Annotated in this window: 23 protein-coding genes; 17 read left to right on the top strand and 6 right to left on the bottom strand. The window is 25.4% G+C overall.

All coding sequences use genetic code 11. From position 1 onward, the window contains the following. The first annotated feature begins 83 nt into the window (after nt 1–83). Nucleotides 84–1,613, top strand: a complete 1,530-nt coding sequence (locus J8J04_RS01890) for an ATP-binding cassette domain-containing protein (protein ID WP_212331617.1) — start codon at nt 84–86, stop codon at nt 1,611–1,613. Nucleotides 1,614–1,719: 106 nt separating this feature from the next. On the opposite strand, the gene J8J04_RS01895 is transcribed toward J8J04_RS01890, so the two are convergent. From J8J04_RS01895 to J8J04_RS01915, 5 genes are all read right to left on the bottom strand, one after another. Continuing rightward, nucleotides 1,720–2,751 (bottom strand): DnaJ C-terminal domain-containing protein, encoded by a 1,032-nt coding sequence (locus J8J04_RS01895; protein ID WP_212331620.1) that lies wholly within the window; start codon nt 2,749–2,751, stop codon nt 1,720–1,722. A gap of 66 nt (nt 2,752–2,817) precedes the next feature. After that, nucleotides 2,818–4,677, bottom strand: coding sequence for a molecular chaperone DnaK (gene dnaK, locus J8J04_RS01900; RefSeq protein ID WP_212331623.1), 1,860 nt, complete (start codon nt 4,675–4,677; stop codon nt 2,818–2,820). Further along, nucleotides 4,661–5,419: a nucleotide exchange factor GrpE gene (locus J8J04_RS01905; protein WP_212331636.1), complete on the bottom strand. Its 759-nt coding sequence runs from the start codon at nt 5,417–5,419 to the stop codon at nt 4,661–4,663. The genes dnaK and J8J04_RS01905 overlap by 17 nt, the downstream gene beginning before the upstream one ends. 74 nt (nt 5,420–5,493) lie before the next feature. Then, nucleotides 5,494–6,522 carry a heat-inducible transcriptional repressor HrcA gene (hrcA, locus tag J8J04_RS01910; RefSeq protein WP_212331650.1) on the bottom strand — a complete coding sequence of 343 codons (1,029 nt, stop codon included), beginning with the start codon at nt 6,520–6,522 and terminating at the stop codon, nt 5,494–5,496. Between the two features lie 316 nt (nt 6,523–6,838). Then, the gene (locus tag J8J04_RS01915) at nt 6,839–8,473 is read right to left on the bottom strand and encodes a DEAD/DEAH box helicase (RefSeq protein ID WP_212331652.1); all 1,635 of its coding nucleotides are present in this window, start codon (nt 8,471–8,473) and stop codon (nt 6,839–6,841) included. Nucleotides 8,474–9,330: 857 nt separating this feature from the next. On the opposite strand from J8J04_RS01915, the gene plsY reads away from it, so the two are divergent. The 7 genes from plsY (at nt 9,331) to J8J04_RS01950 (ending at nt 16,276) form a co-directional block, all read left to right on the top strand. Continuing rightward, nucleotides 9,331–10,026, top strand: a complete 696-nt coding sequence (gene plsY, locus J8J04_RS01920; RefSeq protein ID WP_212331654.1) for a glycerol-3-phosphate 1-O-acyltransferase PlsY — start codon at nt 9,331–9,333, stop codon at nt 10,024–10,026. A gap of 171 nt (nt 10,027–10,197) precedes the next feature. After that, nucleotides 10,198–12,237 (top strand): NAD-dependent DNA ligase LigA, encoded by a 2,040-nt coding sequence (gene ligA / locus J8J04_RS01925; RefSeq protein ID WP_212331656.1) that lies wholly within the window; start codon nt 10,198–10,200, stop codon nt 12,235–12,237. An 11-nt stretch (nt 12,238–12,248) separates the two neighbouring features. Further along, nucleotides 12,249–13,211 (top strand): DNA-binding protein WhiA, encoded by a 963-nt coding sequence (gene whiA / locus J8J04_RS01930; protein WP_212331658.1) that lies wholly within the window; start codon nt 12,249–12,251, stop codon nt 13,209–13,211. Between the two features lie 38 nt (nt 13,212–13,249). After that, nucleotides 13,250–13,615: a holo-ACP synthase gene (gene acpS / locus J8J04_RS01935; protein WP_225885821.1), complete on the top strand. Its 366-nt coding sequence runs from the start codon at nt 13,250–13,252 to the stop codon at nt 13,613–13,615. A gap of 146 nt (nt 13,616–13,761) precedes the next feature. Next, nucleotides 13,762–15,123 (top strand): FAD-dependent oxidoreductase, encoded by a 1,362-nt coding sequence (locus tag J8J04_RS01940; protein ID WP_212331661.1) that lies wholly within the window; start codon nt 13,762–13,764, stop codon nt 15,121–15,123. A 127-nt stretch (nt 15,124–15,250) separates the two neighbouring features. Next, on the top strand, nt 15,251–15,862 hold the full coding sequence (locus J8J04_RS01945; protein WP_212331664.1) for a superoxide dismutase: 612 nt from the start codon (nt 15,251–15,253) through the stop codon (nt 15,860–15,862). 42 nt (nt 15,863–15,904) lie between these two features. After that, a complete protein-coding gene (locus J8J04_RS01950) occupies nt 15,905–16,276 on the top strand; it encodes a transcription antitermination protein NusB (RefSeq protein WP_225885822.1) in 372 nt (123 codons plus the stop codon). A gap of 980 nt (nt 16,277–17,256) precedes the next feature. Here the strand turns inward: J8J04_RS01950 and J8J04_RS01955 are convergent. After that, nucleotides 17,257–18,009: a hypothetical protein gene (locus tag J8J04_RS01955; protein WP_212331681.1), complete on the bottom strand. Its 753-nt coding sequence runs from the start codon at nt 18,007–18,009 to the stop codon at nt 17,257–17,259. Nucleotides 18,010–18,423: 414 nt separating this feature from the next. Here J8J04_RS01955 and rpsT point away from each other — a divergent pair, with 414 nt between their 5' ends. The 9 genes from rpsT (at nt 18,424) to obgE (ending at nt 24,617) form a co-directional block, all read left to right on the top strand. Next, on the top strand, nt 18,424–18,684 hold the full coding sequence (gene rpsT, locus J8J04_RS01960) for a 30S ribosomal protein S20 (protein ID WP_212331684.1): 261 nt from the start codon (nt 18,424–18,426) through the stop codon (nt 18,682–18,684). Nucleotides 18,685–18,760: 76 nt separating this feature from the next. Then, nucleotides 18,761–19,018, top strand: a complete 258-nt coding sequence (locus tag J8J04_RS01965; protein ID WP_212331687.1) for a hypothetical protein — start codon at nt 18,761–18,763, stop codon at nt 19,016–19,018. 386 nt (nt 19,019–19,404) lie between these two features. Next, the gene (gene serS, locus J8J04_RS01970) at nt 19,405–20,682 is read left to right on the top strand and encodes a serine--tRNA ligase (RefSeq protein ID WP_212331690.1); all 1,278 of its coding nucleotides are present in this window, start codon (nt 19,405–19,407) and stop codon (nt 20,680–20,682) included. A 63-nt stretch (nt 20,683–20,745) separates the two neighbouring features. After that, on the top strand, nt 20,746–21,102 hold the full coding sequence (locus tag J8J04_RS01975; RefSeq protein ID WP_212331693.1) for a hypothetical protein: 357 nt from the start codon (nt 20,746–20,748) through the stop codon (nt 21,100–21,102). A gap of 79 nt (nt 21,103–21,181) precedes the next feature. After that, a complete protein-coding gene (locus J8J04_RS01980; protein WP_212331695.1) occupies nt 21,182–22,162 on the top strand; it encodes a rhodanese-related sulfurtransferase in 981 nt (326 codons plus the stop codon). Nucleotides 22,163–22,366: 204 nt separating this feature from the next. Continuing rightward, nucleotides 22,367–22,684 (top strand): 50S ribosomal protein L21, encoded by a 318-nt coding sequence (rplU, locus tag J8J04_RS01985; RefSeq protein WP_212331698.1) that lies wholly within the window; start codon nt 22,367–22,369, stop codon nt 22,682–22,684. A 4-nt stretch (nt 22,685–22,688) separates the two neighbouring features. After that, nucleotides 22,689–23,039: a ribosomal-processing cysteine protease Prp gene (locus J8J04_RS01990; protein WP_212331701.1), complete on the top strand. Its 351-nt coding sequence runs from the start codon at nt 22,689–22,691 to the stop codon at nt 23,037–23,039. Then, the gene (gene rpmA / locus J8J04_RS01995; RefSeq protein WP_203552004.1) at nt 23,040–23,321 is read left to right on the top strand and encodes a 50S ribosomal protein L27; all 282 of its coding nucleotides are present in this window, start codon (nt 23,040–23,042) and stop codon (nt 23,319–23,321) included. It begins immediately after the preceding gene. 42 nt (nt 23,322–23,363) lie between these two features. After that, the gene (gene obgE / locus J8J04_RS02000; RefSeq protein WP_212331710.1) at nt 23,364–24,617 is read left to right on the top strand and encodes a GTPase ObgE; all 1,254 of its coding nucleotides are present in this window, start codon (nt 23,364–23,366) and stop codon (nt 24,615–24,617) included. Nucleotides 24,618–25,002: the final 385 nt, after the last annotated feature.

The raw sequence follows: 25,002 nt of genomic DNA on the forward strand, positions 1-25,002 counted from the left end.
ATTAAATTGTAGCTTTAAAATTAATTCCAGCTATTAATAATTTTTTGTATAATTTTAACACAAACACAATGAAAGGAAGAAATATGTTTCAAATAACCAATCTTAATAAAGAATTTATCAGTAAAAAAGGGATTACTTCTATTGCTTTAAGCAATGTTTCTTTAAAATTACCTTCTAAAGGTTTAGTATTTATTTTAGGAAAATCTGGTTCTGGTAAATCTACTTTACTTAATCTTTTAGGGGGTCTTGATTATTGCGATAACGGTGAAATCATAATTAACAATACTTCTTTAAGAAATCTAAATGCCAACGATATAGATTGTTATCGTAATGGTAATATTGGTTTTATTTTCCAAGATTTTAATTTAATTGAAGATATGAATGTTTTTGAAAATGTTGCTTTACCTTTGCAATTACAAGGAAAAAAAGTTAACCCTAATTTAATTAATCAATTACTAAAAGATGTTGAAATGAGTGGTTTTGGCTATCGCAAAATCAACGAACTTTCAGGAGGACAAAAACAACGAGTTGCTATTATTAGAGCAATTGTTAAAAATCCTCAAATTATTTTAGCAGATGAACCAACAGGTAATTTAGATTCTGAAACAGGAACTAAAATTTTTAATATTTTACAAACTTTATCTAAAGAAAAATTAGTATGTATTGTTAGTCATGACCATGAAAACGCTTATAATTATAGTGATCGTGTTATTGAATTTAAAGATGGAAAAATAATTTCTGATTTAACCCGCGAGCCTTTAAAAAAAGAAACTCCCAAAATAAAATTGGAAAGAGGACAAGTTTTAACAGAAGAATTATTATCACAAATTCAACAACAAGGACAAGCTTCACATCAATTAAAAAAACAATTTACTTCTACAGATCCTACTAAAATAAAAAATGAAGGACAACCTCTTTTAAAGATTCCAAGTATTTTACCTTCTAAAATTGCTTTTAAAATAGGATCTAGTTTCTTAAAAAATAAAAAAATTTCTACTGCTTTTGTTTCTTTAGCAAGTAATGGATTATCATTTGCTTTTTATGGTGCAATTATTGCTTTAATTACTAAATTTTCTTTTTATAATCAAACTAAAGCACAAGTGCCACCAGAAGCGTTAGAACAAATAATTAAAAAATTTAATATAGACAAGTTCATAATTTCCTTTATAGTTATATGTTTATTTATTAAATTCTTGTTTTGGATAACTACAGGAGGTTTTGTTAAAAAAAGTATCCAATTCAAACACAAAGATATTGGTATTTTACGCGCTTTAGGTGCTCGCGGAAAAGATGTTTTTAAAATTTTTTTTAGCGAAGGTTTGATGATTGCAATTTTGGCCACTATTTGGAGTATCATCTTATTTATAATCAAATGGGTTATTTGGAAAACATTAAAACCAATAATGTATTCTGTTTGTAATTTTATAATATATGTGAACAATCAAAATAATCAAATGTACTCTTGGGAACTAAAAAATCAATGGCTATTTTCTTTGTATTTTGTATTTTTAATTGAATTTATTTTGTGTTTACTATTAATTTTCTTAACTTCCTACTATGCTATCAAAAAACTATCTCGCAAAAAACCAATTGATGTTATCTTAAAAAAATAATTTCTTAAAGCAATAAGACTATCTTTAGAAGATAGTCTTTTCTTTTTTATAAACCCATATAACAAAAAAAAGATCAACTATTAAATTGATCTTAATTATTATAACTTTAATGTTGCAATTGCAATAACTTATGATAAAGTTTTTTTTCTTCCAAAGTAAGTTGAATTGGTGTTTTCAAATGCACTATCACATATTGATCACCTTTACGATGAGAAGAATTAAGATAAGATATCCCTTTATTTTTAATTCTTAACTTATTACCAGATTGTGTTCCTGAAGGTATTTTTAAACCTATATCACCATAAATAGTAGGGATTAAAATATTAGTTCCTAAAACAGCTTCTGGCAAAGTAATAAAAATTTCTAAAATAATATCTTGACCTTTTCTAACAAAAGATTTATGAAGTTGAATTTTAAAAATAACATATAAATCACCTGCTTGAGAACTTGAAGAAATAAAATGTCCTTTTCCAGGTATTTGTAAAGACATTCCTTCTTCAATTCCTGCAGGAATATCGAAACTAACTGCTTGTTTGACTTTTTGACGTTTTTTACCAAAACAGGCATAACATTTATTTTTAATTTGTTTTCCTTGACCATGGCAATTAGGACATACTTGACGAGAACGAATATTACCTAAAAAAGTTCTTTGTTCAGTAATAATTTGTCCCGAGCCGCCACAACGATAACATTCAACAATATCTTTAGAAGATGAAGCTCCCAAACCTTGACAAACTTTACAATCCGCTTCAACTGTAATTTCAATATTTTTATGAGCTCCTAAAGCAGCATCTATAAAACTAATTGTCATTTCTACTTTTTTGTCAAAATTAGTCTTTTTAGTTTGTCTATTCCCAAAAAAATCTCCAAAAGAATTAAAAATACTTTCTTCAAAGCCGCCAAAGCCTTCAAAATCTTGTTCTGAAGCAGAACCAAAACGATCATAATTAGATTTTTTATTAGCATCAATTAAAACACTATAAGCTTCTTGTACTTCTTTAAATTTAACTTCTGCATTTGTTTCCTTAGAAATATCGGGATGATATTTTTTAGCAAGGACACGATAAGCTTTTTTAATTTCTTCAGGAGTAGCATCTTTACTTAATCCTAAAATTTGATAATAATCTTTTTTAGTCATTTTTTAATCGCTCCACCTCATAATAAAATCAAGGGGTTACCCCCTTTTTTTATTATTTTTTATAGTTTATTTTTCTTCAAAATCAGCATCAACTACTTTATCTACTCCATCTTTGGCATTAGCAGAAGTTGTGTTTTGATCTTCTGGTTTCACATTAGCACCTTGAGATTGTGCTTGCGCTTGCTGTGTTTTTTGATAAGCTTTCATAGCGATATTTTGTGATTCTTTTGACAAACTAACTGTTTTTTCTTTAATCAAAGTAACATCTTCGCCTTTTAAAACTTCTTCTAATTCTTTAATTTGTTGTTCTATTTTAGTTTTTTCTTCTGCTTGAACTTCATCTTTAAGATCTTCTAAAGATTTTTTAGTCATAAAAATCATATTATCAGCTTCATTACGAGCATCAATTGTTTCTTTTTTAATACGATCTATTTCTGCATTTTCTTCAGCTTCACGAATCATTCTTTGAATTTCTTCTTCTTTTAAAGCGCCACTTCCAGAAATAGTAATTTTTTGTTCTTTGTGAGTACCTAAATCTTTAGCTTTAACAGAAACAATTCCGTTAGCATCTATATCAAAAGTAACTTCAATCTGAGGAATACCACGAGCAGCTGGTGGAATATCTGCTAATTGGAATCTACCTAAAGTTTTATTATCAACTGCTAAAGGTCTTTCTCCTTGTAAAACATGAATATCTACTGCCGATTGATTATCTGCTGCTGTTGAAAAAACTTGTTTTTTCGAAGTTGGAATTGTAGTATTTCTTTCAATTAATTTAGTAAAAACATTACCTAATGTTTCAATTCCTAAAGAAAGTGGGGTCACATCTAAAAGTAAAATATCTTTAACATCACCTGTTAAAATACCTCCTTGAATAGCAGCTCCAATAGCAACTACTTCATCAGGGTTAATGCTTTTATTAGGAGTTTTTTTCAATTCATTTTTAACTAATTCTTGAACAGCTGGAATACGGGTTGAACCACCTACTAAAAGAATTTGATCAATTTGATCAATTGTTAATTTGGCATCACCTAAAGCATGTTTAACAGGGGCTAAACAACGATCGATTAAATCTTTTGTTAATTCATTAAACTTAGCGCGCGTCATATTATAATCTAAATGTAAAGGTCCTTCAGCACTCATAGTTAAAAACGGTAAGGAGATTTGGGTAGCAGTCACACCACTTAATTCTTTTTTAGCTTTTTCAGCAGCATCTTTTAATCTTTGTACTGCCATTTTATCTTTTGATAAATCAACACTATGTTCTTTTTTAAATTCTTTAATTAAAAAATCAACTATACGATCATCAAAATCATCGCCCCCTAAAGCGTTATCACCAGAAGTAGAAAGAACTTCAAAAGTACCATCAGCTAAATTAAGAATTGAAACATCAAAAGTTCCGCCTCCTAAGTCAAAAACTAAAATAGTTTGTTCTTTATTTCCTTTATCAACTCCATAAGCTAAAGCAGCAGCAGTTGGTTCATTGATAATTCTTTTTACATTTAAACCAGCTATTTTACCAGCATCTTTAGTAGCTTGTCTTTGAGAGTCATTAAAATAAGCAGGAACTGTAATCACAGCTTCACTAACTTCTGCTCCTAAATAATCTTCTGCAGTTTTTTTAAGATTGGTTAAAATCATGGCACTAATTTCTTGAGGAGTATATTTTTTACCATTAACATCAACATGATATTGAGATTCCCCTATATGTCTTTTAATTGAGCTAATAGTATTAGGGTTAGTAATTGCTTGACGTTTTGCAATTTCTCCTACCATAATGTCGTTTCCTTTGAAAGAAACAACTGAAGGGGTTGTTCTCCCTCCTTCAGCATTAGGAATAACTTTAGCCTCTCCGCCTTCCATAACAGCAACACAAGAGTTAGTTGTTCCTAAGTCAATTCCTATAATTTTATTTGTTTTCGCCATTTTTATTACTCCATTCATTAATTTGAACCATTGCTGGTCTTAAAATTTTGTCTTTATAAAAGTAACCTTTTTGTAAAACTGATATAATTGTTTTATTAGGTTTTTGAGGGTCTGAAACTGTTTCTAAAGCATGATGCACTTTAGGGTCAAAAACTTGTCCTAAAGCTTGAATTTCTTTAACTCCCTCTTCTTTTAAAATAGTTTTAATTTGTTGTTGAATCATTTGAAATCCCAATAAATACTTTTTTAATAATTCATTATCGGTTGAAAATTCTAATACTTTTTCCAACTGTTCTAAAGGCATTAATAAATTACTAATAAAAACACTTGAAGCATATTTAAATTCTTGTATTTTTTGTTGTTGCATTCTTTTTTTAAAATTAATTAATTCTGCTTTGTTTTTCAAAAGTTCATTTTCTATGTCAGTTTGTTTTTTATTTTGTTGTTGTAACTCTTTAATTTGAGCTTTTAATTTAGTTATTTGAGTTGATTGCTCACCTTTGCATATATTTTTTTGATCTAAATTCTTATCAGTTTTATTTTTGGTGTTTGTTTTAGAATCCTTCAAATCCGATTTATGACAACAACAATTAGCAGTATCTTTATTTATTGAAGCATCATGATTGTTGTTGTTATGGATTTGTTCTTCTACCACATTACTTGCTTTGTGATTAGTATTTACATTTACATCGGCATTAACATTTTGCTTTTCCTTTTGATCTTTTTCTTTATCTACAAACATTTTACAACCTCTTTTCTTTAAAAATTATTATTTTCCTTTGAAAATTATCATTTATCTTTTAAGTTGTTACGCCTTTATTCTTGTGAATCATTTAATTTTGATAAATGAATAGCTAAATATTCTAAAAGAGGAATAACTTTAGGATATTTCATCCAAGAAGGTCCTAAAATAGCAATTGTTCCTTTTTCCTTCGAATTAACAGTAAAAGGAATAGAAAGTATCATACAATCTTTTAAAGGAGTTAGCTGCAACTCATCTGAAAATTTAAAAGATAATCCTTCTTGAATTAACATAATTTTTAATAATTCTTTACGTTCTAAAAGACTTATAAACTTTTTAATTAATTCAAGATTACTAAATTCTGGTTTTTCAACCATTTTAGAAACTCCTGAAAAATAAAGATTTTCTGAAGCAAAACTACTAAAAACTTCGATCAACAAAGTAATTAATTGTTCTTGAAAACTAATATATTTAGCAATAATTTGTTTGACAAAATCACTTTGAATAATTTTAACAGCTACAGATAAATATTTTCCCACAAGTAAATCATTAATAATTTTAATAACATCTCTTAATTCATAAATACTAATTTCTTGATTTTGAGATAAATAAATATTTTGATGTTGAACGTTTCCTTGATCAGTAATAATTAAAATTAAAGCTTGAGAGCGACTCAAAGGAATAAAATCAATTTGATTTACTTTACTGTTGTTAAAAACATCAGAACCAATAGCCATAGCAGTATAACTAGTCAAATTATTAAGTAAATTTAAAGCTTCTTTAATTACTTGTCCTTTATGCAAACTTTTTTTTTTCATCACTCCATCAATTAAAGGAAATAAACGAGCAACATCTTGATCTCTAGTTAATAAATGTGTTAAATAATAAGTATATCCTTTAAAAGAAGGAATTCTGCCACTAGAAGTGTGAGTTTTTTTTAAAAAACCTTCCTGTTCTAATTGAACCATATCATAACGAATGGTAGCACTTGAAAATTGAAGATAAGGAAACTGAATTAAAGCTTTTGAACCCACTGGCTGACCTTTTTGAGAATAATTTTCGACTACAGCTTTTAAAATTAACTTTTTTCTATCTGAAAGCATAAATCAATACCTCTTGGCACTCAAATTAACGATTGCCAATAATATTATATTATTTTTTAAGAATATTGTCAACAGTTTCTCAATTAAAAAAAACATTAATCTGAATTTAGATCATTTCTAACTGCTTATTTCTGCTAATTTTTATTTATGAATCTAATTTATGATTTTGATTAATTCTACTAAAACATAAAAAAACTAACTCATTTTAGCATAAGTTAGTTTTTAATTGATTATGTTTTGATAATAACTAAAAATGTTTTTCAAGATGTGACATAAAAGTATTTTTGAAAACTTTTTAAAGTAACTTTATCATGTCTTAATAATTTTTTTTGTTAACGATTAAAGTTTTATTTTGAAAACGAACATTAGTTTTATTTTTCATTTGATACCAAAAACGGCTGGCAACTTCAAAAATAGTTTCATGACTTAAATGCTTAATATTACCGATATTTTTTCCATAAATTTGAAATTGGTCTTTTAAAAGTCTAATTAAGGTTGTTGGGTTGATGTTGTCTTTTTTACCTAAATTAATTACTACTTCTATAAAATCATTTCTCTTGGAAGAACCATAGCGGGGTTCATGAAAACGAGGTTCATTAAATCTTTTCGAAGTAAAAGGAGTATTAAAACCTATTCTTGGCGCTAAAATATCCGGATAATTTCTTTTTTTTGGTAAAACATCTTTTAATAATCCTTGAATAATTTGTTCTGCTGAAAATTGTTTTAACAAATCTTCTATTAAAGGATAATTTGTTTTTTCTTCATTATTTTGAGTAATCATTTCTAATATTTGTTTTTTAAAATTTTTTAAAAGTTCTTGTTGAATGTTATCTACAGAAGGAATTTCTAAAAAATTAATTTTTTCTTTTAAATAAAATTCTAATTTTTTAAGTTGACCCATTTTACGAGGACTGATTAAACTATAAGCTAATCCCTTTTTACCAGCTCGTCCAGTTCTTCCAATTCTGTGTACATAAACTTCATCTTCATGTGGTAAATCATAATTAATTACCATTTTAATATCAGAAATATCTAAACCACGAGCAGCTACATCAGTAGCAATTAAAATCTTAATTTTCCCTTTACGAAAATTGTTCATGACATATTGCCTTTGATTTTGTTTTAAATCACCATGAACAGCATCTGCTAAAAAACCTTTATCTTGTAAATAAGAAGTAATTTCATCAACATCTTTTTTAGTATTAGCAAATAAAATAACAGAATGGTCTTTTTTTAAATCTAATAAACGTAACAATAACTTATTTTTGTCAATTTCTTTAATTAAAAAATAAAATTGTTCAATTGCAGTAACAGCAATTTTAGTCACAGGAACTTTTAAAATCTTAGTATCTTTTTGATATTTACTAGCTATTTTTTTAATAAAAGGAGGTAGAGTAGCTGAAAATAAAATTGTTTGTCTTTCTTCAGGGATTTGTTTTAAAATAGTTTCTAAAGCATCTTGAAAACCCATTTTTAACATTTCATCGGCTTCATCTAGGGTTAAAATTTTTAAACCTGATAAATCAATTTTTCCTTTTTCTAAATGATCAATAATACGACCAGGAGTTGCAATAATTAAATGAGGTTTACTTTCTAAAGCTCTAAATTGTTTAGTATAAGATTCTCCTCCAAAAATAACAGCAATTCTAATTTCGTTATAAAAACGTAATAATTTTTTTAATTCTTCATATACTTGAAGGGTTAATTCTCTAGTAGGACATAAAATTAAACTTTGAGTTTTAGCTAATGTAGGATCAATTTTTTCAATAATAGGAATCCCAAAAGCAAAAGTTTTTCCAGTACCTGTTTGTGCTTGTCCAATCACATCATGACCTTCCATAATTTCTGGAATGACTAAAGCTTGAATAGGAGTAGCATCAATAAAATTTAATTCCTTTAAAGCTTTTTTAATTTGTTCTAAGATAGGTAATTGTTCAAATAAAGTATTCATAATTTCTTCATCTCTTTCTTTTTTTAATATTGAAAATAAAATATACAAGTAGAAATATAAAATGTTTTTGCACAAGAATTGCCAAATATTCTTAAAAATTGTTTTTAAGAAGCATTTTTATGGATATTAGATTAAAGAAATTTTAAGTCTTATTACATTACTTTGGATAACAAATAATTAAATTAAATTTAACAACCTTAAAGTAAGAAAGACTAAAAACGTATTTGAAAAACTATTTGCTTAGTAATTAGTTTTTAAAATATTTTGACATTTAAAACTAAAACACTTCTATAATAAAACAAATTGAAGCAATTAAAGGAAAAGTGACATAAGAAACAAATGTATAAAATTAAAAGATTAATTATCTTATCATATTTATAAAACAAAGAAATATAAAACAATTGATTAACATATTCATTACTTCAAAATGCAAATTTTATAAAACCTTTTTTTGAAAAACAAATTAGACTATTTGATAATAGTTTTTGTAATTTAAACATTTTATAAATTTTTACTGTATCTATAATATTATACTTTTAAAATGACTAAAAAACAACTTTTTTCAATATTTTTTTGTTTTTTTATAAATATTTGTTAAAATATCAATTCTTTTTGTAATTTTCGATTTCATTTTCTTAATTTTTCAAAAGTCCAATATTTCGTTCTAACTGCACAAATTACTCAAATCAAAATAACTAATGATTATGGTACAATATTATTGATTCTTTTTTATGAAAAATATCAAAATGAGTTCAAGATACTATTAAATTTTATAATTTCATCTTTTTAAAAGATTTATTTATTCAAACAATTAATGATATTTTAACACTTATCAAAATTACAAAGGATTAAAAAATATGGATAACTTGAAAATAATTACTTTATTTATCTTATTTTATCTTTTAGGCTCTATTCCTTCAGGATTAATTATCGGTAAAATAGTACAAAAAAAAGACTTACGTTATGCTGGTTCAGGCAATATTGGAGCCACTAATGCTTCTAGAATATTAGGTAAAAAATGGGGGATTTTAGTTTTTATATTTGACTTTCTGAAAGGATTTTTCCCAGCCATCATTTGTCTTAAATCAGATTATTTTGAAAATTATCATTGGCCTTTTAATGATAAAGATATTACTATTTCTCTTTTAATGATTACCCCTATTATAGGACATATGTTTTCTCTTTTTAATCGTTTTAAAGGAGGCAAAGCAATTGCTACTTCAGTAGGTGTTATTACTGCTATTAATCCTTTAATAGGATTTTATGGAATTACTTTATTTCTTATTTTTTTAAAACTTTCTGGTTACGCTTCCTTATCAGCTTTAATTACTACTATTTTAATTAACTTATTACTTTGGATTAATCTTTATTTAAAAATTACATCCATAAATAATTATAATAACACAAACTATATTAATGAAGTAACATTATATATTGCTATGGGAATTGTTACTTTAATCATAATCTTAAAACATCATTCTAATATCATCCGTCTTTGGCAAGGCAAAGAAAATAAATTTTGTAATATTAATAAACCAAATAAATTAAAATGACTAATTAACTATCAAAACCATCAATCATCAAATATTTATTGCAACTAACAATAAACACGCCAATGTAATAAAATATAATAAATTCAATAATAAACAAAATTTTAAACAACTCCTATTTCTTATCATAAATATCATATAAATAATAAAAAAATAATCAAAAGGTAACATTTAATGACAAATTTAAATAACATTGAGCAAAAAATTAAATCTTTAATCAAACAAATCAATCAAGCTAATTATCAATATTATAATTTAAGTAATCCTGAAATTAACGATCAACAATATGATGCTTTATTAAAGCAATTAATCACATGGGAACAAAAGTATCCACAATATCAATTTCCTTATAGCCCGACATTAAAAATAGGCGGCTTTATCGAAAAAAAATTTAAAACAGTGCAACATTCTATCCCCATGATGTCTTTAGCTAACGCTTTTAATTTAAAAGAATTACAAAATTTTTATAATCGTATTTGTAAAATCAAGCATAGTTTTACTTTATTAACTGAATTAAAAATTGATGGCGTAGCTGTTAGTCTAAAGTATGAAAAAGGAATTTTAACACAAGCATTAACAAGAGGTAACGGTATTTTAGGAGAAGATATCACAAGAAATATCCAAACCATTAAAACTGTTCCTTTAAAACTAAACCAAGAAATTGATTTAGAAGTTAGAGGAGAGGTATATTTATCTTATCAAGTTTTTGAAAAATTAAACAAACAACGCAAGAAAGAAGCAAAACCTCTTTTTGCAAACCCTCGAAATGCAGCTTCAGGGACTTTAAGACAACTAAATTCTACTATTGTCGCTCAAAGAAATTTATCAATTTTTATTTATAACATAGCAAACCCTTATTTAATCAAAAAGACTCAAAAAGAAGTTTTAGAATTTTTGATTTCTTTAGGATTTACAGTCAATCCTCATTATCATTTAGCTTCTTCATTTCAAGAATTAATAACTAACATTAAAAATGTTAAAACATTCAAAGAAAATCTTCCATATGATACTGATGGCATTGTCATTAAAATTAACGAACTTGAACTTCATTCTTTAATTGGAGCAACTTCTAAAGTTCCTAAATGGGCTATTGCTTATAAATTTGAAACTAAAAGTAGCCAAAGTGTGGTTAAAAATATTATTTTTCAATTAGGACGAACTGGTGTTATTACTCCTGTTTGCGAAATTATGCCAGTTATAGTTGATGGTAGTTTAATTTCTAAAGTTGTTTTACACAATTATGATTATATTTGTAAAAAAGATATTCGCATCGGCGATCACATTAAAATTCACAAAGCAGGATCTGTTATTCCTGAAATATTAGAAGTTATCAAAAGCAAACGCAACAAGCAACCAAAAACCCTTATGATTTCACATTGTCCTTATTGTTTGACTAATTTAATTAAAAAAGAAGGAGAAGTCGATTATTTTTGCTTTAATGACAATTGTTATCAACAAAAAATTCAAAAATTAATTCACTTTGTATCAAAAAATGCCATGGATATTGATGTTTTAGGAAACCAAGCTATTATTACTTTGTTTAATCAAAATTTAATCAAAAAACCATCAGATTTATATTTATTATACAATCACATCAGCAAAATCAAAACAATTCCTGGGTTTGGTGAAAAAAAAATTAACAAAATTTTAAAAGGCATAGAAGCAAGTAAAAACAAATCTTTAGAAAATACCTTATTTGCTTTAGGAATTAAACACATTGGCATTAAAATAGCACAAATCTTAGCAAATAACTTCAAAACCATCAATAAGATCATCACAGCTTCTTTTTCCACTTTAACTAATATCGAAGAAATAGGTGATAAAATTGCCGAAAGTTTAAAACAATATTTTAGAAACCCTGATCATTTAGAAGAAATTATCAAAATGCAAAATTTAGGAGTTGTTTTTAAAAGTAACAACATCAAAAAACAATTTGAACATAATTTATTCACTCACAAAAAAATTGTTTTCACAGGAACTCTTGAACAATATAATCGTTTTGAAATTACTAAAATATTAGAAAACATGGGAGCTATTATTGTTAATTCTCTTTCTTCTCAAACTGATTATCTGATATTTGGCAACAATGCTGGTTCTAAATTAACCAAAGCAAAAGAATTAAAAATAACTATCATAGGAGAAACCCAACTTCAAACTTTATTAAAAGAAAACCAAATCACAAAAAAAATAATAAATCCAAATAATAAATCATAAAAGAGGCACTTATGTCTTTTACTGTCAACATAAAAGAAGAAATTACTTTTCAACAATTCTCTTCTTTCGAAAATTTTTTTGAATTAACTGCTTTATTGCATTTTGGTTGCGAAGTAGAAAAAAACCATGAAAAAACTATTTTATGGTTTAAAACCAAAAACCTCAAAATTGCAAGAAGATTTTTAATTTTAATTAAAGCTTTTTATCCTAATACCAATTCTTTTTTAATGACTAGCAAAGAATACAATCTACCTCATTTAAAAAGTATTCATATAGGAATTGAAAAAGAAATTTCTATTATTTTAAAAAAACATAATTTCTTATTCCAAAACGAAAATACAATCTTTACTCAATTAAAAACTAATTTAAAAGCCAAACAAGCTTATTTAAGAGGAAGTTTTTTTTGTATCGGCCACGTCAATGATCCTAAAAAAAATAGTTATCATTTAGAATTTTTTCATAAAGATGTTATCAAAATTCAATTAATCCAAAAAATAATGCTTTCTTTAAATTTTAACGCTAAAAAAATTCAACATAAAAAAGGTTTTTTAACTTATTTAAAAGAATCTCAAATGATTATTGATTTTTTAAGATTAATTGGAGCTTTAGGAATGGTCTTTCAATATGAAGACATCATTATTAATAAAGAATTTAAACAAAATATTAAATCAACTATTAATTTTGAAATTTCAAACGAACAAAAAATAATCAATACTGCCAACAAACAATTAAAACAAATTAATTTAGTTGAAAAGCAAATAAAAATAATTCCTAAAAATGAAAAAATACTTCAAATTATCCAATTAAGAAAAAAATATCCTGATTTAAGTCTGAAAGAATTAACCCAAAAATATAACCAAAGATATAATCCCAAAATAACCAAATCAGGATTAAATTATTATTTTCAAAAAATTAAAGAAATAAGTACCCGTTTAAAGACCAATTTCAAAAACACAAATAAACAAAACGAATAAAAAAAAATATCAAAAAAAACACAAATTGGAAAGCAAATATGAAAATAAACATCCCCAATATTGGTATTGATTTAGTAGAAATCAACAAAATTAAAAAAATAGGAATGCAAATTTTAGCTCCTAGAATCTTATCTTTGTCAGAAAATAAAATTTATCTTACTTTTAAAAACAGTCAACGTCAATTAGATTTTTTAGCAGGAAGATGGGCGGCAAAAGAAGCCCTTTTTAAAGCGTTTAAAACACCCAAAAATATTAATTTTACCAACCCTCATTATCATGAATGGTCTATTCTCAATGATCAAAACGGCTCCCCTTATCTAGCCAACACCAACCCCAAACATCAAATCTTACTTTCCATCACTCATACTTCTAACTATGCTTTAGCTTTAGTGATGGTCTATTAAAATCTTTTACCAAAAGAACAAAGCTAAAAGTAAAAAATTATTAAATTGTTTCTTAAAGTGATCTATTTTTATTGTATAATTAAATGTGTGTAGAAAAAAAAATCTTGAAATTAAAAGAAATTTAAAAGGAGTTTTAGAACAAAATTATGAAAGTTATAATCATTGGTTGTACTCATGCAGGAACTGCTGCTGCCAAAACTATGAAAAAAAACAACCCTCAAACCGACATTTTAGTTTATGAAAGAAATGATAATATTTCCTTTCTTTCTTGTGGAATTGCTTTATATGTTGGCGGAGTTGTCAAAGATAGTCGTGGGCTTTTTTATTCCAATCCTAATGAATTAGTAAACATGGGAATAACTACCAAATTAAAACATGAAGTATTAAAAGTGGATTTTAATAAAAAAGAAGTAATAGTTAAAAATTTAACTACTAACGAAGAATTTACAGATATTTACGATAAATTAGTTATTGCTGCTGGTTCTTGGCCTGTTATTCCAACAATTGAAGGGATTAAAAGCAAAAATGTTTTATTATCTAAAAACTTTGACAATGCCAAAGATATTATTACATATAGTAAAAAGATTAACAAAATAACTGTCGTAGGTGCTGGTTATATTGGAATTGAATTAGCAGAAGCTTTTGCTTTACGTAACAAAGAAGTTGTTTTAATTGATGGCGAACCTCGTATTATGTCTAAATACTTAGATAAAGAATTTACTGATTTAGCACAAAAAGAATTAATTAAACACGGAGTAAAATTGGCTTTAGGTCAAAGAATAGCTGGTTTTACCACCAAAGATGATTTAGTCACACATGTGAAAACAGATAAAAATTCTTTTGAAACTGAAATGGTAATTATGTGTATTAGTTTTAAACCAAATACTCATTTATTTGCTCAAGACTTAAAAATATCTTCTAATGGAGCTTTAGTAGTTAACGAATATATGCAAACTTCTAATCCAGATGTTTATGCTTGTGGTGACTGTGTTAATGTTTATTATAACCCTAATAGCGAAGTTAAATACATGCCTTTAGCTACTAATGCTATTAGAATGGGGACACTTGTTGGTTTAAACATTAAAAAACAACAAGTTAAATATTTAGGAACTCAAGGAACCAGTGGCATTAAAATTATTGATTTAAATATTTCTTCCACCGGATTAACAGAAACAGTTGCTAAAGATCTAGGTAAAAACTATGAAACTGTTACTATCAAAGATGCTAATAGACCTGAATTTATGCCTGATTATGACACTGTTACTTTGAAATTAGTTTTTGATAAAGATTCTCATAAAATTTTAGGTGGCCAAATTGTTTCTCGACTTGATTTAACAGAAAAAATAAACACTTTAAGTGTTTGTATTCAAAACAACATGACCATCGAACAATTAGCTTTTGTTGATTTCTTTTTCCAACCTCATTTCAACAAACCTTGGAGTTTACTCAACTTAGCAGGACTTAAAGCTTTAGATAAAAGTCAATCAAAAAATTTATTAACTAATTAACACTTCAACTTATTTTCATTTAATATAAACATTGTTTGTTGTTGTCACAGACATAGACAATGTTTTTTTTATTAAAACAAACTAACAAAAAAAATTCAACTCATTTAATTTCAAGGAGGAAAACTAGATGAACTTTACTTTACCAAAACTTCATTTTCAATACAACGATCTAGAACCATTTTTTGATCAAAAAACCATGGAAATTCATCATAACAAACACCATCAAACCTATATTAATAACCTTAATGAAGAATTAACAAAATATCCTAAAATTAATTTAACTTTAGAACAAATGCTCACCAATTTAACTTTAATTCCTGAAGATATCCGCCAAAAAGTACGCAATAATGGTGGTGGTCATTTTAATCATACTTTTTTTTGGAAAATTTTAAAATTAAACCATGGAGCTAATCCACAAGGAAAATTAAAAGAAATGATTACGACCACTTTTGGTTCTATCGAATCTTTTAAAAACTATTTTAGCACGACCGCCAAAAATATTTTTGGTAGCGGTTGGGCTTGGCTAATCTTAGATAAACAAGGGTGTTTAACAATTACTCAAACCACTAATCAAGATGTAGTTTTAAAACAAGGAACCCCTCTTTTAGGGTTAGATGTTTGGGAACATGCTTATTATTTAAGTTATCAAAATAGAAGAATTGATTATATTGAAGCTTTTTTTAATGTTTTAAATTGGCAACAAATTGAAACTAATTTGCTTCAAGCCTCTCAAAAATAATCACCATGAATAATCAAAAAAAAAAAAAAAGAATCGAGATTATTGCGGGTTGAAATAATTAAATTATTATATCAATATGATTTTTATGAAAACAATTTACCTTTTTTTTATCAAGAATCTGAAATAGTCAGTAATATATTTCATAAAATTATTGCTAAATTGAAATTGATTGATAACATCATTATTAAAAATTTATATAATTACAAAATAAATCGTTTAAATAAAGTTGATAAGGCTATCATTCGTTTAGCTACTTTTGAATTATTAGAAAAAGATGTTCCTTATGCAATCATTATTGATGAAGCTGTTGAATTAACCAAGAAATTTTGTAATTTAAATGACGAAAAACAACATAAATTTAATAATAAATTATTAGATAAAATTAATCAAGAACTACAAATCACATCCAATTAATTAACTATTTTTCATTATTTTACTAAAAAAAGAGACTTTAAGCAGTCTCTTTTTTAACATAATTAACATAAATAAATTAATAATTAATAAATTTAGGGTAAATATTTACATATTTTTATAAAAATAAAAGAATATCTTTTAATAATTTAACATTTTAGTATTGGACAGGTAATTTCTTCCACACTTAACATCAACATATCTAATTTTTCCTTCTATTCTTTTATTATTTTTTTTTAAAATTTATTAAAGTTTTAATACAGTTAACTGCATTCTTCAATTATCATTTTTCTTTTGGTTATAAACTTTTTTACACAGTTAGAAAGAAATATTTGAAATATATTCTAATTATCAAAAAATATAAATAAAAAAAAGTATTATAAAAAAATTAAAATCTAATCATAAATTTAAATATAAATTTATATTTTTGTTAATTACATTGATAAGTATTTTTTTGTTTATTCAAAAAAATAGTTTATAGTTTAAAAGTATAGAAAGAAAATTATAAATTATATGAGCCAGATTATAGCAATAAATATCTTAAAATAGGGTGGGAATATGAAGGTGATAGTGTATTCGATACCAATTAGTCGTCAATTTTATGGATTAATATGAAGTGTTCCAAAAGTTTAAATAACTCTTTTGTCTTTAAAATTATTCTTCATACTTAAAATTAAGTGATAACCTACAATGCCATAAATATTAATTTAATTTTTAGTATTTCATTCATTTTTATGACCTTCTTAAGTTTATATAACTTTATTATATCACATTTAATTTATCTTATTGTGGATTAAACAAAAACATATCATAACACAAAAATAATTTAGATTTTTAACTTTTTACATTAGGAAATCAAAAAATACAAACTGCTTTTCAACAATTTGGAACTAATTTATTTGTCAATTTTTACATATATAGTATATACCTAATAACTTATTAAATGTAACAAATAGTAAAAAAACTTAAACTTTAAAAACAAATTATTTTTTAAAACAGATTGACGCTGATGAACGCAACTTATTTTTTGATAAACGCGTTTTCTCTTGCTGCGACGAAAACCATTTATTCTTAATTAAAATTAATACATAAGCCAAAGCATAAACTAAAACCGATAAAACTAAAACCATTAATACAAGATAAGGATATCCTTGGCGAGGATGATTGTGAAAAATACCTGGATTATTAGGATCAATAAAACCATAAGGATAAATAGTATTATGATTTAATAAACCTTTAATTAAAAAAAATGTAAAATAAGATAAGGGGTGAATTAAACACATATATACTTGAAATACAGAAATAGCTTTCAGATTGTTCCCAAAATAAAATAAAGTGTATAAAATAGGAATAACAGTGTGTTTATAGTGAATTGTTGTTTGATTCATATTAAAAGTAAATCTCGTAATTTCTTGACGGCAAAGAATAATATGACTAATAAAAAAAGTGAACAAAATGCTGATCAAAGCAATAAAAGATAAATAAGTAAAGTATTTTTTATTTCTTAAAGGAGTGAAAAATAATATCATCACAACTAAAACTAAAATATTACTTTCAGATGTAAATTTATAAATTAAACTATGAAATTCTTTTTTTTTAGAACATATATCATATATATGATATCCAAAAACTATAATAGTGATAAGTGTTAAAACCAAAGCAAATGTTATTTTTAAAAAACTATCAGATGAATGTTTCAAAAACATTTTCCTAAATAAGGAAGATTTATAATTCATAAATATTAAACTTCTTTCTATTAGATTTTAATTATATTTTATTTACCTTTATCAATAAACATTAATTTTGATAACCTTCATTTTAAATTTAATCTAAATCAAAACTTATTCAACTTACTAATTAATAAAACATTAAACAAACACTAAACACTAATTAATAATATAACATAAAATCATATTTTATATTAAACTAAAATAATTTTTTGCATAAATACATCATCTCATTAGTTCAATTTACTCAAATTTCCAACTTTTAAAAATATATTTTAAGGAGAATTCTATCTAAAAAAAGAAGACACCCAGAAACTTGTTTTTTAATATAATTTTTGATATAATTTTTATTAGAGTTATTAATATCCAATTAATAATTAATTATCATAAAAAAATATAATAATAGGAGAATAAAAAAATTTAATGGCTAATATCAAACAACAGATAAAACGTAATAAAACTAATGAAAAGCGTCGTTTAAGAAACCTTTCTTTTTCATCATCTGTTAAAACAGTTATCAAACAAGTTAAAGGTGCAGTTGCTAGCGCTGACAAAACTAAAGCTTTATCTTTGTTAAGTTATGCTTACAAAAAATTAGATAAAGGTGTAGTCAAAAGAATTTATCATGCAAATTATGCCGCTAGAAATAAATCAATTTTACAAAAACTAGTTAATACAATTTAAAATTTAAATCAATTTTAAATTGTAAATTAAAAATCACAATTTTAATAAAAACCAATTGAAAGGGGAATAAAAAATAATGGCAAACAATAAAAACAACAAGACTAATAAAAATAAAGTTAACTCAACTAAAAAAATTGTCAAAAATAATATAACTGTTCCTAAAAAAAATATTAAAAATACTATTAAAAAACCACTAAATATTAACGCAAAGCCCAAAAATAAGAAATTAATAATTACACTTGCATCAATAGCTATTATTGTTGTTACAATTATCTTGTTATTTGTTTTCAAAAACAAAATACTATCACCAATTTGCAAGATAGTAACTCAATAATTATCTGTTAACGATTAAAAAACCAAAAAATTAGGAAAAATAAAAAAACGGAATTTTTTATCCCAATATCTTGATTTATAATTAGCAAAATTTGAAAATAATAATCATTTTTTAATATTTTGGTTAGTTCATAAATTATGAAATCAAGTAAAAAAACAATCAATAACAAAAAAAACCAAAAGAAACAATAAAAACTTATTTTGTTTTATGAATAAAACAACTATTAACCTATGTTACAGTTGAAAAAGTTGCAAAAATATAAATTAATGATATTTTTTATAATTACTTTTGATAACTAACTAAAAAAATATATTTACTTTTTTATTTTTTTCAAAAATCACCAAAAAAAACAAAAAAGAAATTTTTTCAAACAAAAGAGGCATTATATGTTAGATTTAAATTTTACTGTTGCAAACTTGCCATCAATTATAAAAAAGTTACAAAAAAGAAACCAAAACTTTGATTATTTGAAAAAATTACCTTTTTTATCATCTCAAAGAAAATCTTTACTTTTACAAATTCAACAGTTAAGAAGCCAAAAGAATCAATTAGCTAAAACTGTTTCCCAAAAAGCTAAAAAAAATCCCAAAGAATTATCACTTTTTTTAGCAAAAAAAAAATTTTTACGCAATGATTTGCAAAAATTAGAACAGCAATTAAAACTCATAGAAGTAGAAATTTTTGATATATTAAGTAATACTCCAAATATCCCGCATGATTCTTTACCAATAGGAAAAAACGATACAACTAATCAAGAATTATATCGCCAAGGAGTAATTCGTCATTTTGATTTTGACATTAAAGATCATGTTGGTTTAGCTGAAAAATTAGATATTTTTGATTTTCAAAGAGCAGCTAAAATAACAGGTAGTCGTTTTGTTGTTTGCAAAGGATTAGGGGCTCGTTTAGAACGCTCTCTTATTCAATTTATGATGGATGTACACAGTCAAAAAGGATATCAAGAAATTATCCCACCTTATATTGTTAATGAAAAGTCAATGTTTTCAACAGGACAATTGCCAAAATTCAAAGATGAAGTCTATCAAATATCACATCATAAACATAATTGGTATTTAAATCCAACAGCCGAAGTCCCAACTATTAATTTACATCGCGATGAAATTTTTAAAACTTCATCTTTACCACTTAAATATGTATCTTATACAACTGCTTTCCGTCAAGAAGCTGGTTCTGCTGGAAGAGACACTGGTGGTATTTTTAGACAACATCAATTTAATAAAGTTGAACTAATTCAATTTTCTCATCCTCAAAATTCTTATCTTTGTTTAGAACAAATGTTAAAAGATGCTGAATCAATTTTGCAATTACTTCAACTTCCTTATCGAGTGGTTTTATTATCTACAGGTGATCTCGGTTTTAGTATGACTAAAACTTATGATTTAGAAGTTTTTTTACCAAGTTCTAATTGTTATCGCGAAATTGGTTCAATTAGCAATTCCGAAGACTTTCAAGCTCGTCGTGCTAATATTAAATTCCACAACGAAGAAATTAATAAAAAAGAGCATATTCATATTTTAAATGGATCTGGTTTAGCTATTGGACGAACAATAGTTGCTATTTTAGAAAATTATCAAAATAAAAATGGCACTATTCGAGTTCCTCAAATTTTAATTCCTTATTTAAAAACTGATATTATTAAATAATTTTAATTATTTCAATAAATATATATATCATATTATTAAATCAAATAACAAGGATTATTCAATATGAAAATTAAAAATATTTATTTGTTTCCTCGAAAAAAACAAACTTTCAAGCAACAAATTGCTTGTTATATTAAAAAACATATCCATCCATCATTTTGGGGTATAATTTCACATTATCCTTGTTATAATTCCGAAACTATTGCCACTTACCCCTGTCTTTTATGTCGCATTAAAGACGCCCCTTTAAAATTATTAGGAGTTTACTTTGACAACGGACAAAGAGATCCTTCATTTAAAAATGAAATTAAATATAATTTATCAGATTTAAAAAAAATGTCTAATGGTGCTCAAAACATGTATATTTTTTGGAAATCTAATTCTCAAACATATCCTTCAAGTTTTAATTTTAAATTTTAATCATGTTTCCCATCATCCAATAAGTTTAACAATTATAAATTTTTTTAATACTCAATGGAAATGAGGTATAAATCTTTTTATGAACAATCACACAACAACAAATTATTTGCAAAAATCAACACCAGAGGATCAATATCAAGTTATTTTATATTATCACTATACTAAACTTCAAGATATTGTTGCTTTCCATAAACAACATTTTAAATATTGTCAAAAATTAGGTCTTTTAGGACGAATTATCCTTTCTGAAGAAGGGATTAATGGGACTTTATCAGGAATCACCAAAAACCTTCAAACCTACATGAATGATTTAAAAAAAGACTCACGATTTAGTGATATTGTTTTTAAGATATCCTCAATTAATGATCATATTTTTCCTCGACTTTCTGTTAAAGTTAAAAAAGAATTAGTAAATCTTAATTTAAAAGAAGATATAAATATTTTAGAAAATAAAGGAAAATACCTCAAACCTCAAGCATTTTATCAAACAATGCAAGAAGAAAATGTTCTTATTTTAGACGTTAGAAATTATTATGAATATGATTTAGGTCATTTTCGTAACGCTTATAATCCTAAAATTAAAAATTTTCGTGATTTACCAGCTTGGGTTGAACAAAACACCAAATTGCTTCAAAACAAAAAAATTTTGACCTATTGCACTGGTGGTGTACGTTGTGAAAAATTTTCATCTTTCCTTGAAAAAAAAGGCTTTAACGAAGTATATCAACTAGAAGGTGGAATTATTTCTTACAGCCAAAACCCTCAAACTCAAGGCGCTTTATGGAATGGGCAAGTGTATGTTTTTGATCAAAGAATCACCCTATCTGTTAATCAAAAAAAACATATTATCGTAGGAAAAGACTATTTTGATCAAACTCCTTGTGAACGTTATATTAACTGTTCTAACCCTCAATGTAATAAACAAATTTTATGTCATGAATTAAATGAACATAAATATTTAGGGGCTTGTTGTCAAAAATGTCGTTTACATCCTAAAAATAGATATCTTTTAAAAAAACAAAATCAATCATTATCAAAAAATAAAATGTCTATTTCTTAATAGATATGTTATAATATTATTTGATTGTTATTTATTTTTTAACTTTAGTTCTTGTAATATATCATTAAATAATAAAATTATTTTTACAAAGTTAAAATAAACAAACTATTATTTCAAATTAACTTCATTTACAAAATTATTTTACAACAAGCATCAACCATTATTTTATTATTGGGAAATAAAAATTTTTAAGGAGGTATTTACATGTTTGCAATTATAAAAACTGGTGGTAAACAACTTCATGTTTACGAAGGACAAGAAATTTTTGTTGAAAAATTAACAGTACAACCTCAACAAAATTATGAATTTCAAGAAGTTTTAGCTATTGGTAATAAAGAAGGTAAAGATATGATTTTAGGTCAGCCTTATGTTGCTAATGCCAAAGTTCAAGCCGAAGTTATTAAAAACGATCGCGCCAAAAAAATTATTGTTTTTAAATATAAAAAAAGAAAAAAATATCGTTCTAAACAAGGTCACAGACAGGCTTACACCAAACTTTTAATTACTAAAATAATTGTTTAAAGTTATGATTCACTATTCTTTTAACAAAAAAGATAATCATCAAATCACTACTGTTGAAATTTTAGGACATGCTAACTATGCTACTAAGGGTTTAGATATTGTATGTGCTTCCGTTTCAACTGCTATCATTGTTACTCTTAATTCTTTAGAAATTTTAGGTTATAAAAAAGAAATTTCTTATGTCTTGAAAGAAAATTTTTTTCATTTAGATGTTCTTACATTTCACAACAAAAACCTTTTACTTTTATTAGATAATTTAGAATATACTTTAGATAATTTAAACACTCAATATCAAAAACATTTCCAAAAATATCTTAACAGTTCTATTTTCAAAAGAAAAAGGAGATTAAATTAAATGTTATTACAATTACAAATTCAACTTTTCGCTTCTAAAAAAGGAGCAGGTTCCACTAGAAATGGACGCGATTCCCATTCTAAAAGACTAGGTGCTAAACTTTCTGATGGACAATATGCCAAAGCAGGTTCAATCATTTATCGTCAAAGAGGAACCAAAATTCACCCCGGTTTCAATGTTGGCATCGGTGGAGATGATACTTTATTTGCTAAAATTAGTGGCATCATTAAATACGAAAAAAAAAGTGGTAACCGTAAAAAAGTTTCTGTTTACATTCAATAATTTTTTTTAAATTTATTTTACGAAAGAAAGAAGGTATTGAATTTGCATTTCATTGATGAAGCTTTTAATGAAGTTTTTGGTGGTAATGGTGGTAATGGTATCGTCGCTTTCAAAAGAGAAAAATATGTAGCTTTTGGAGGCCCTGCTGGTGGTAATGGTGGTAATGGTGGCTCTGTCATCTTTATCGGAGATCAAGGAGAAACAACTTTATTAAAATTAAAATATCAAAAACATCTAAAAGCTGGTAATGGTGTTAATGGAAAAAACAAAAGTCAAAATGGCGCCAATGCTCCTGATCTTTATATCAAAGTTCCTTTGGGAACTGTTTTTTATACCCTCAATAACTCTTTTTTAGGAGAAATTTTACATCACCAAGAAACTTTAGTTATTGCTAAAGGAGGCAAAGGCGGACTCGGAAATAAATCTTTAGCCACTTTTAAAAATCAAACTCCTGGTTATGCCGAAAAAGGTGATTTAGGGCAACACTTGAAAATCAAAATAAAGCTTAAAGTTTTAGCTGATATTGGGTTAATAGGTTTTCCAAGTGTTGGTAAATCATCTTTAATTTCTTTTATTTCCAAAGCTCAACCCAAGATAGCACCTTATCCTTTCACCACTCTTTACCCTAATTTAGGAGTAGTTGAAGTAGATGGTTTTAGTTTTATTGTTGCCGACTTACCTGGTTTAATTACAAATGCTCACTTAGGTCAAGGAATGGGTATACAATTTTTAAAACATATCGAAAGATGTCGTGTATTAATTCACATTTTAAGCATGGAAAGTTCTGATCCTTATCAGGATTTTAAAAACTTAAACCAAGAACTAAAACATTATAGCCCTAAACTTTTACTCAAAAAACAAATTATTGTAGCTAATAAAATGGATTTAATAGATGCCCAAGAAAAATTTCATAATTTACAAAAAAAAATCCCTAATAATTTAATTATCCCTCTTTCTTTAGTTTCTTTTCAAAATTTAGAAAAATTAAAATATGAAATGAGTTCTTTACTTCAAAAAACACCTGTTGAAATTAAACCTAATAATCGTTTTAAAACTTACACCCTCCCTTCTTCTCTTAATAATTTTGTTATAACAAAAGAAAGTGAAAAACTTTTTACCATTTCAGGAAAGCAAATAGAAATATTTTTTCATCGTACGGATTTTAACAACGATGAAGCCGTAAAAAGATTTAATCATTTATTAAAAAAAATGGGAGTTGAAGAAATTTTGAAAAAAAAAGGAGCTCAAATAGGAGATCAAGTCAAAATTTGTAATTATTTTTTTAATTTCTTTTGATTGATACTATTTTTTAATTACAAATTAAATCAAGAGGATAAGCTCCACGAAAATGGAACCAGTTAAGAATAACACTTTTTAAGAAAAAAAATATAATTTTTTCTCAAAAAAACACAAATTGTTTATTGATTACTTTCATTATAACTTAAAATAGATTTATGTCAACAAGAAAAATATTTATAATTTATATTAATAGTATTTAAAGACATAATCTAATATATAAGAGTATAATATAAGTATATATAAGAAAGAAATAAAAATTTTTGAATAGTTTTTATTTCTTTCTTATATATTACTTCAATATATATTATACTCTTATATATTAGATTCTTGTCAATACTAAAATTTAAATAAAATAATTTTTTTACGTAATTATCTAAAAAAT

This window comes from 'Fragaria x ananassa' phyllody phytoplasma, from assembly GCF_018274325.1.
GTDB lineage: Bacteria > Bacillota_I > Bacilli_A > Acholeplasmatales > Acholeplasmataceae > Phytoplasma.

Coding starts and splice junctions, on each gene's coding strand:
- J8J04_RS01890 (WP_212331617.1), top strand. CDS start 84: ATGTTTCAAATAACCAATCTTAATAAAGAATTTATCAGTAAAAAAGGG.
- J8J04_RS01895 (WP_212331620.1), bottom strand. CDS start 2,751: ATGACTAAAAAAGATTATTATCAAATTTTAGGATTAAGTAAAGATGCT.
- dnaK (WP_212331623.1), bottom strand. CDS start 4,677: ATGGCGAAAACAAATAAAATTATAGGAATTGACTTAGGAACAACTAAC.
- J8J04_RS01905 (WP_212331636.1), bottom strand. CDS start 5,419: ATGTTTGTAGATAAAGAAAAAGATCAAAAGGAAAAGCAAAATGTTAAT.
- hrcA (WP_212331650.1), bottom strand. CDS start 6,522: ATGCTTTCAGATAGAAAAAAGTTAATTTTAAAAGCTGTAGTCGAAAAT.
- J8J04_RS01915 (WP_212331652.1), bottom strand. CDS start 8,473: ATGAATACTTTATTTGAACAATTACCTATCTTAGAACAAATTAAAAAA.
- plsY (WP_212331654.1), top strand. CDS start 9,331: ATGGATAACTTGAAAATAATTACTTTATTTATCTTATTTTATCTTTTA.
- ligA (WP_212331656.1), top strand. CDS start 10,198: ATGACAAATTTAAATAACATTGAGCAAAAAATTAAATCTTTAATCAAA.
- whiA (WP_212331658.1), top strand. CDS start 12,249: ATGTCTTTTACTGTCAACATAAAAGAAGAAATTACTTTTCAACAATTC.
- acpS (WP_225885821.1), top strand. CDS start 13,250: ATGAAAATAAACATCCCCAATATTGGTATTGATTTAGTAGAAATCAAC.
- J8J04_RS01940 (WP_212331661.1), top strand. CDS start 13,762: ATGAAAGTTATAATCATTGGTTGTACTCATGCAGGAACTGCTGCTGCC.
- J8J04_RS01945 (WP_212331664.1), top strand. CDS start 15,251: ATGAACTTTACTTTACCAAAACTTCATTTTCAATACAACGATCTAGAA.
- J8J04_RS01955 (WP_212331681.1), bottom strand. CDS start 18,009: ATGAATTATAAATCTTCCTTATTTAGGAAAATGTTTTTGAAACATTCA.
- rpsT (WP_212331684.1), top strand. CDS start 18,424: ATGGCTAATATCAAACAACAGATAAAACGTAATAAAACTAATGAAAAG.
- J8J04_RS01965 (WP_212331687.1), top strand. CDS start 18,761: ATGGCAAACAATAAAAACAACAAGACTAATAAAAATAAAGTTAACTCA.
- serS (WP_212331690.1), top strand. CDS start 19,405: ATGTTAGATTTAAATTTTACTGTTGCAAACTTGCCATCAATTATAAAA.
- J8J04_RS01975 (WP_212331693.1), top strand. CDS start 20,746: ATGAAAATTAAAAATATTTATTTGTTTCCTCGAAAAAAACAAACTTTC.
- J8J04_RS01980 (WP_212331695.1), top strand. CDS start 21,182: ATGAACAATCACACAACAACAAATTATTTGCAAAAATCAACACCAGAG.
- rplU (WP_212331698.1), top strand. CDS start 22,367: ATGTTTGCAATTATAAAAACTGGTGGTAAACAACTTCATGTTTACGAA.
- J8J04_RS01990 (WP_212331701.1), top strand. CDS start 22,689: ATGATTCACTATTCTTTTAACAAAAAAGATAATCATCAAATCACTACT.
- rpmA (WP_203552004.1), top strand. CDS start 23,040: ATGTTATTACAATTACAAATTCAACTTTTCGCTTCTAAAAAAGGAGCA.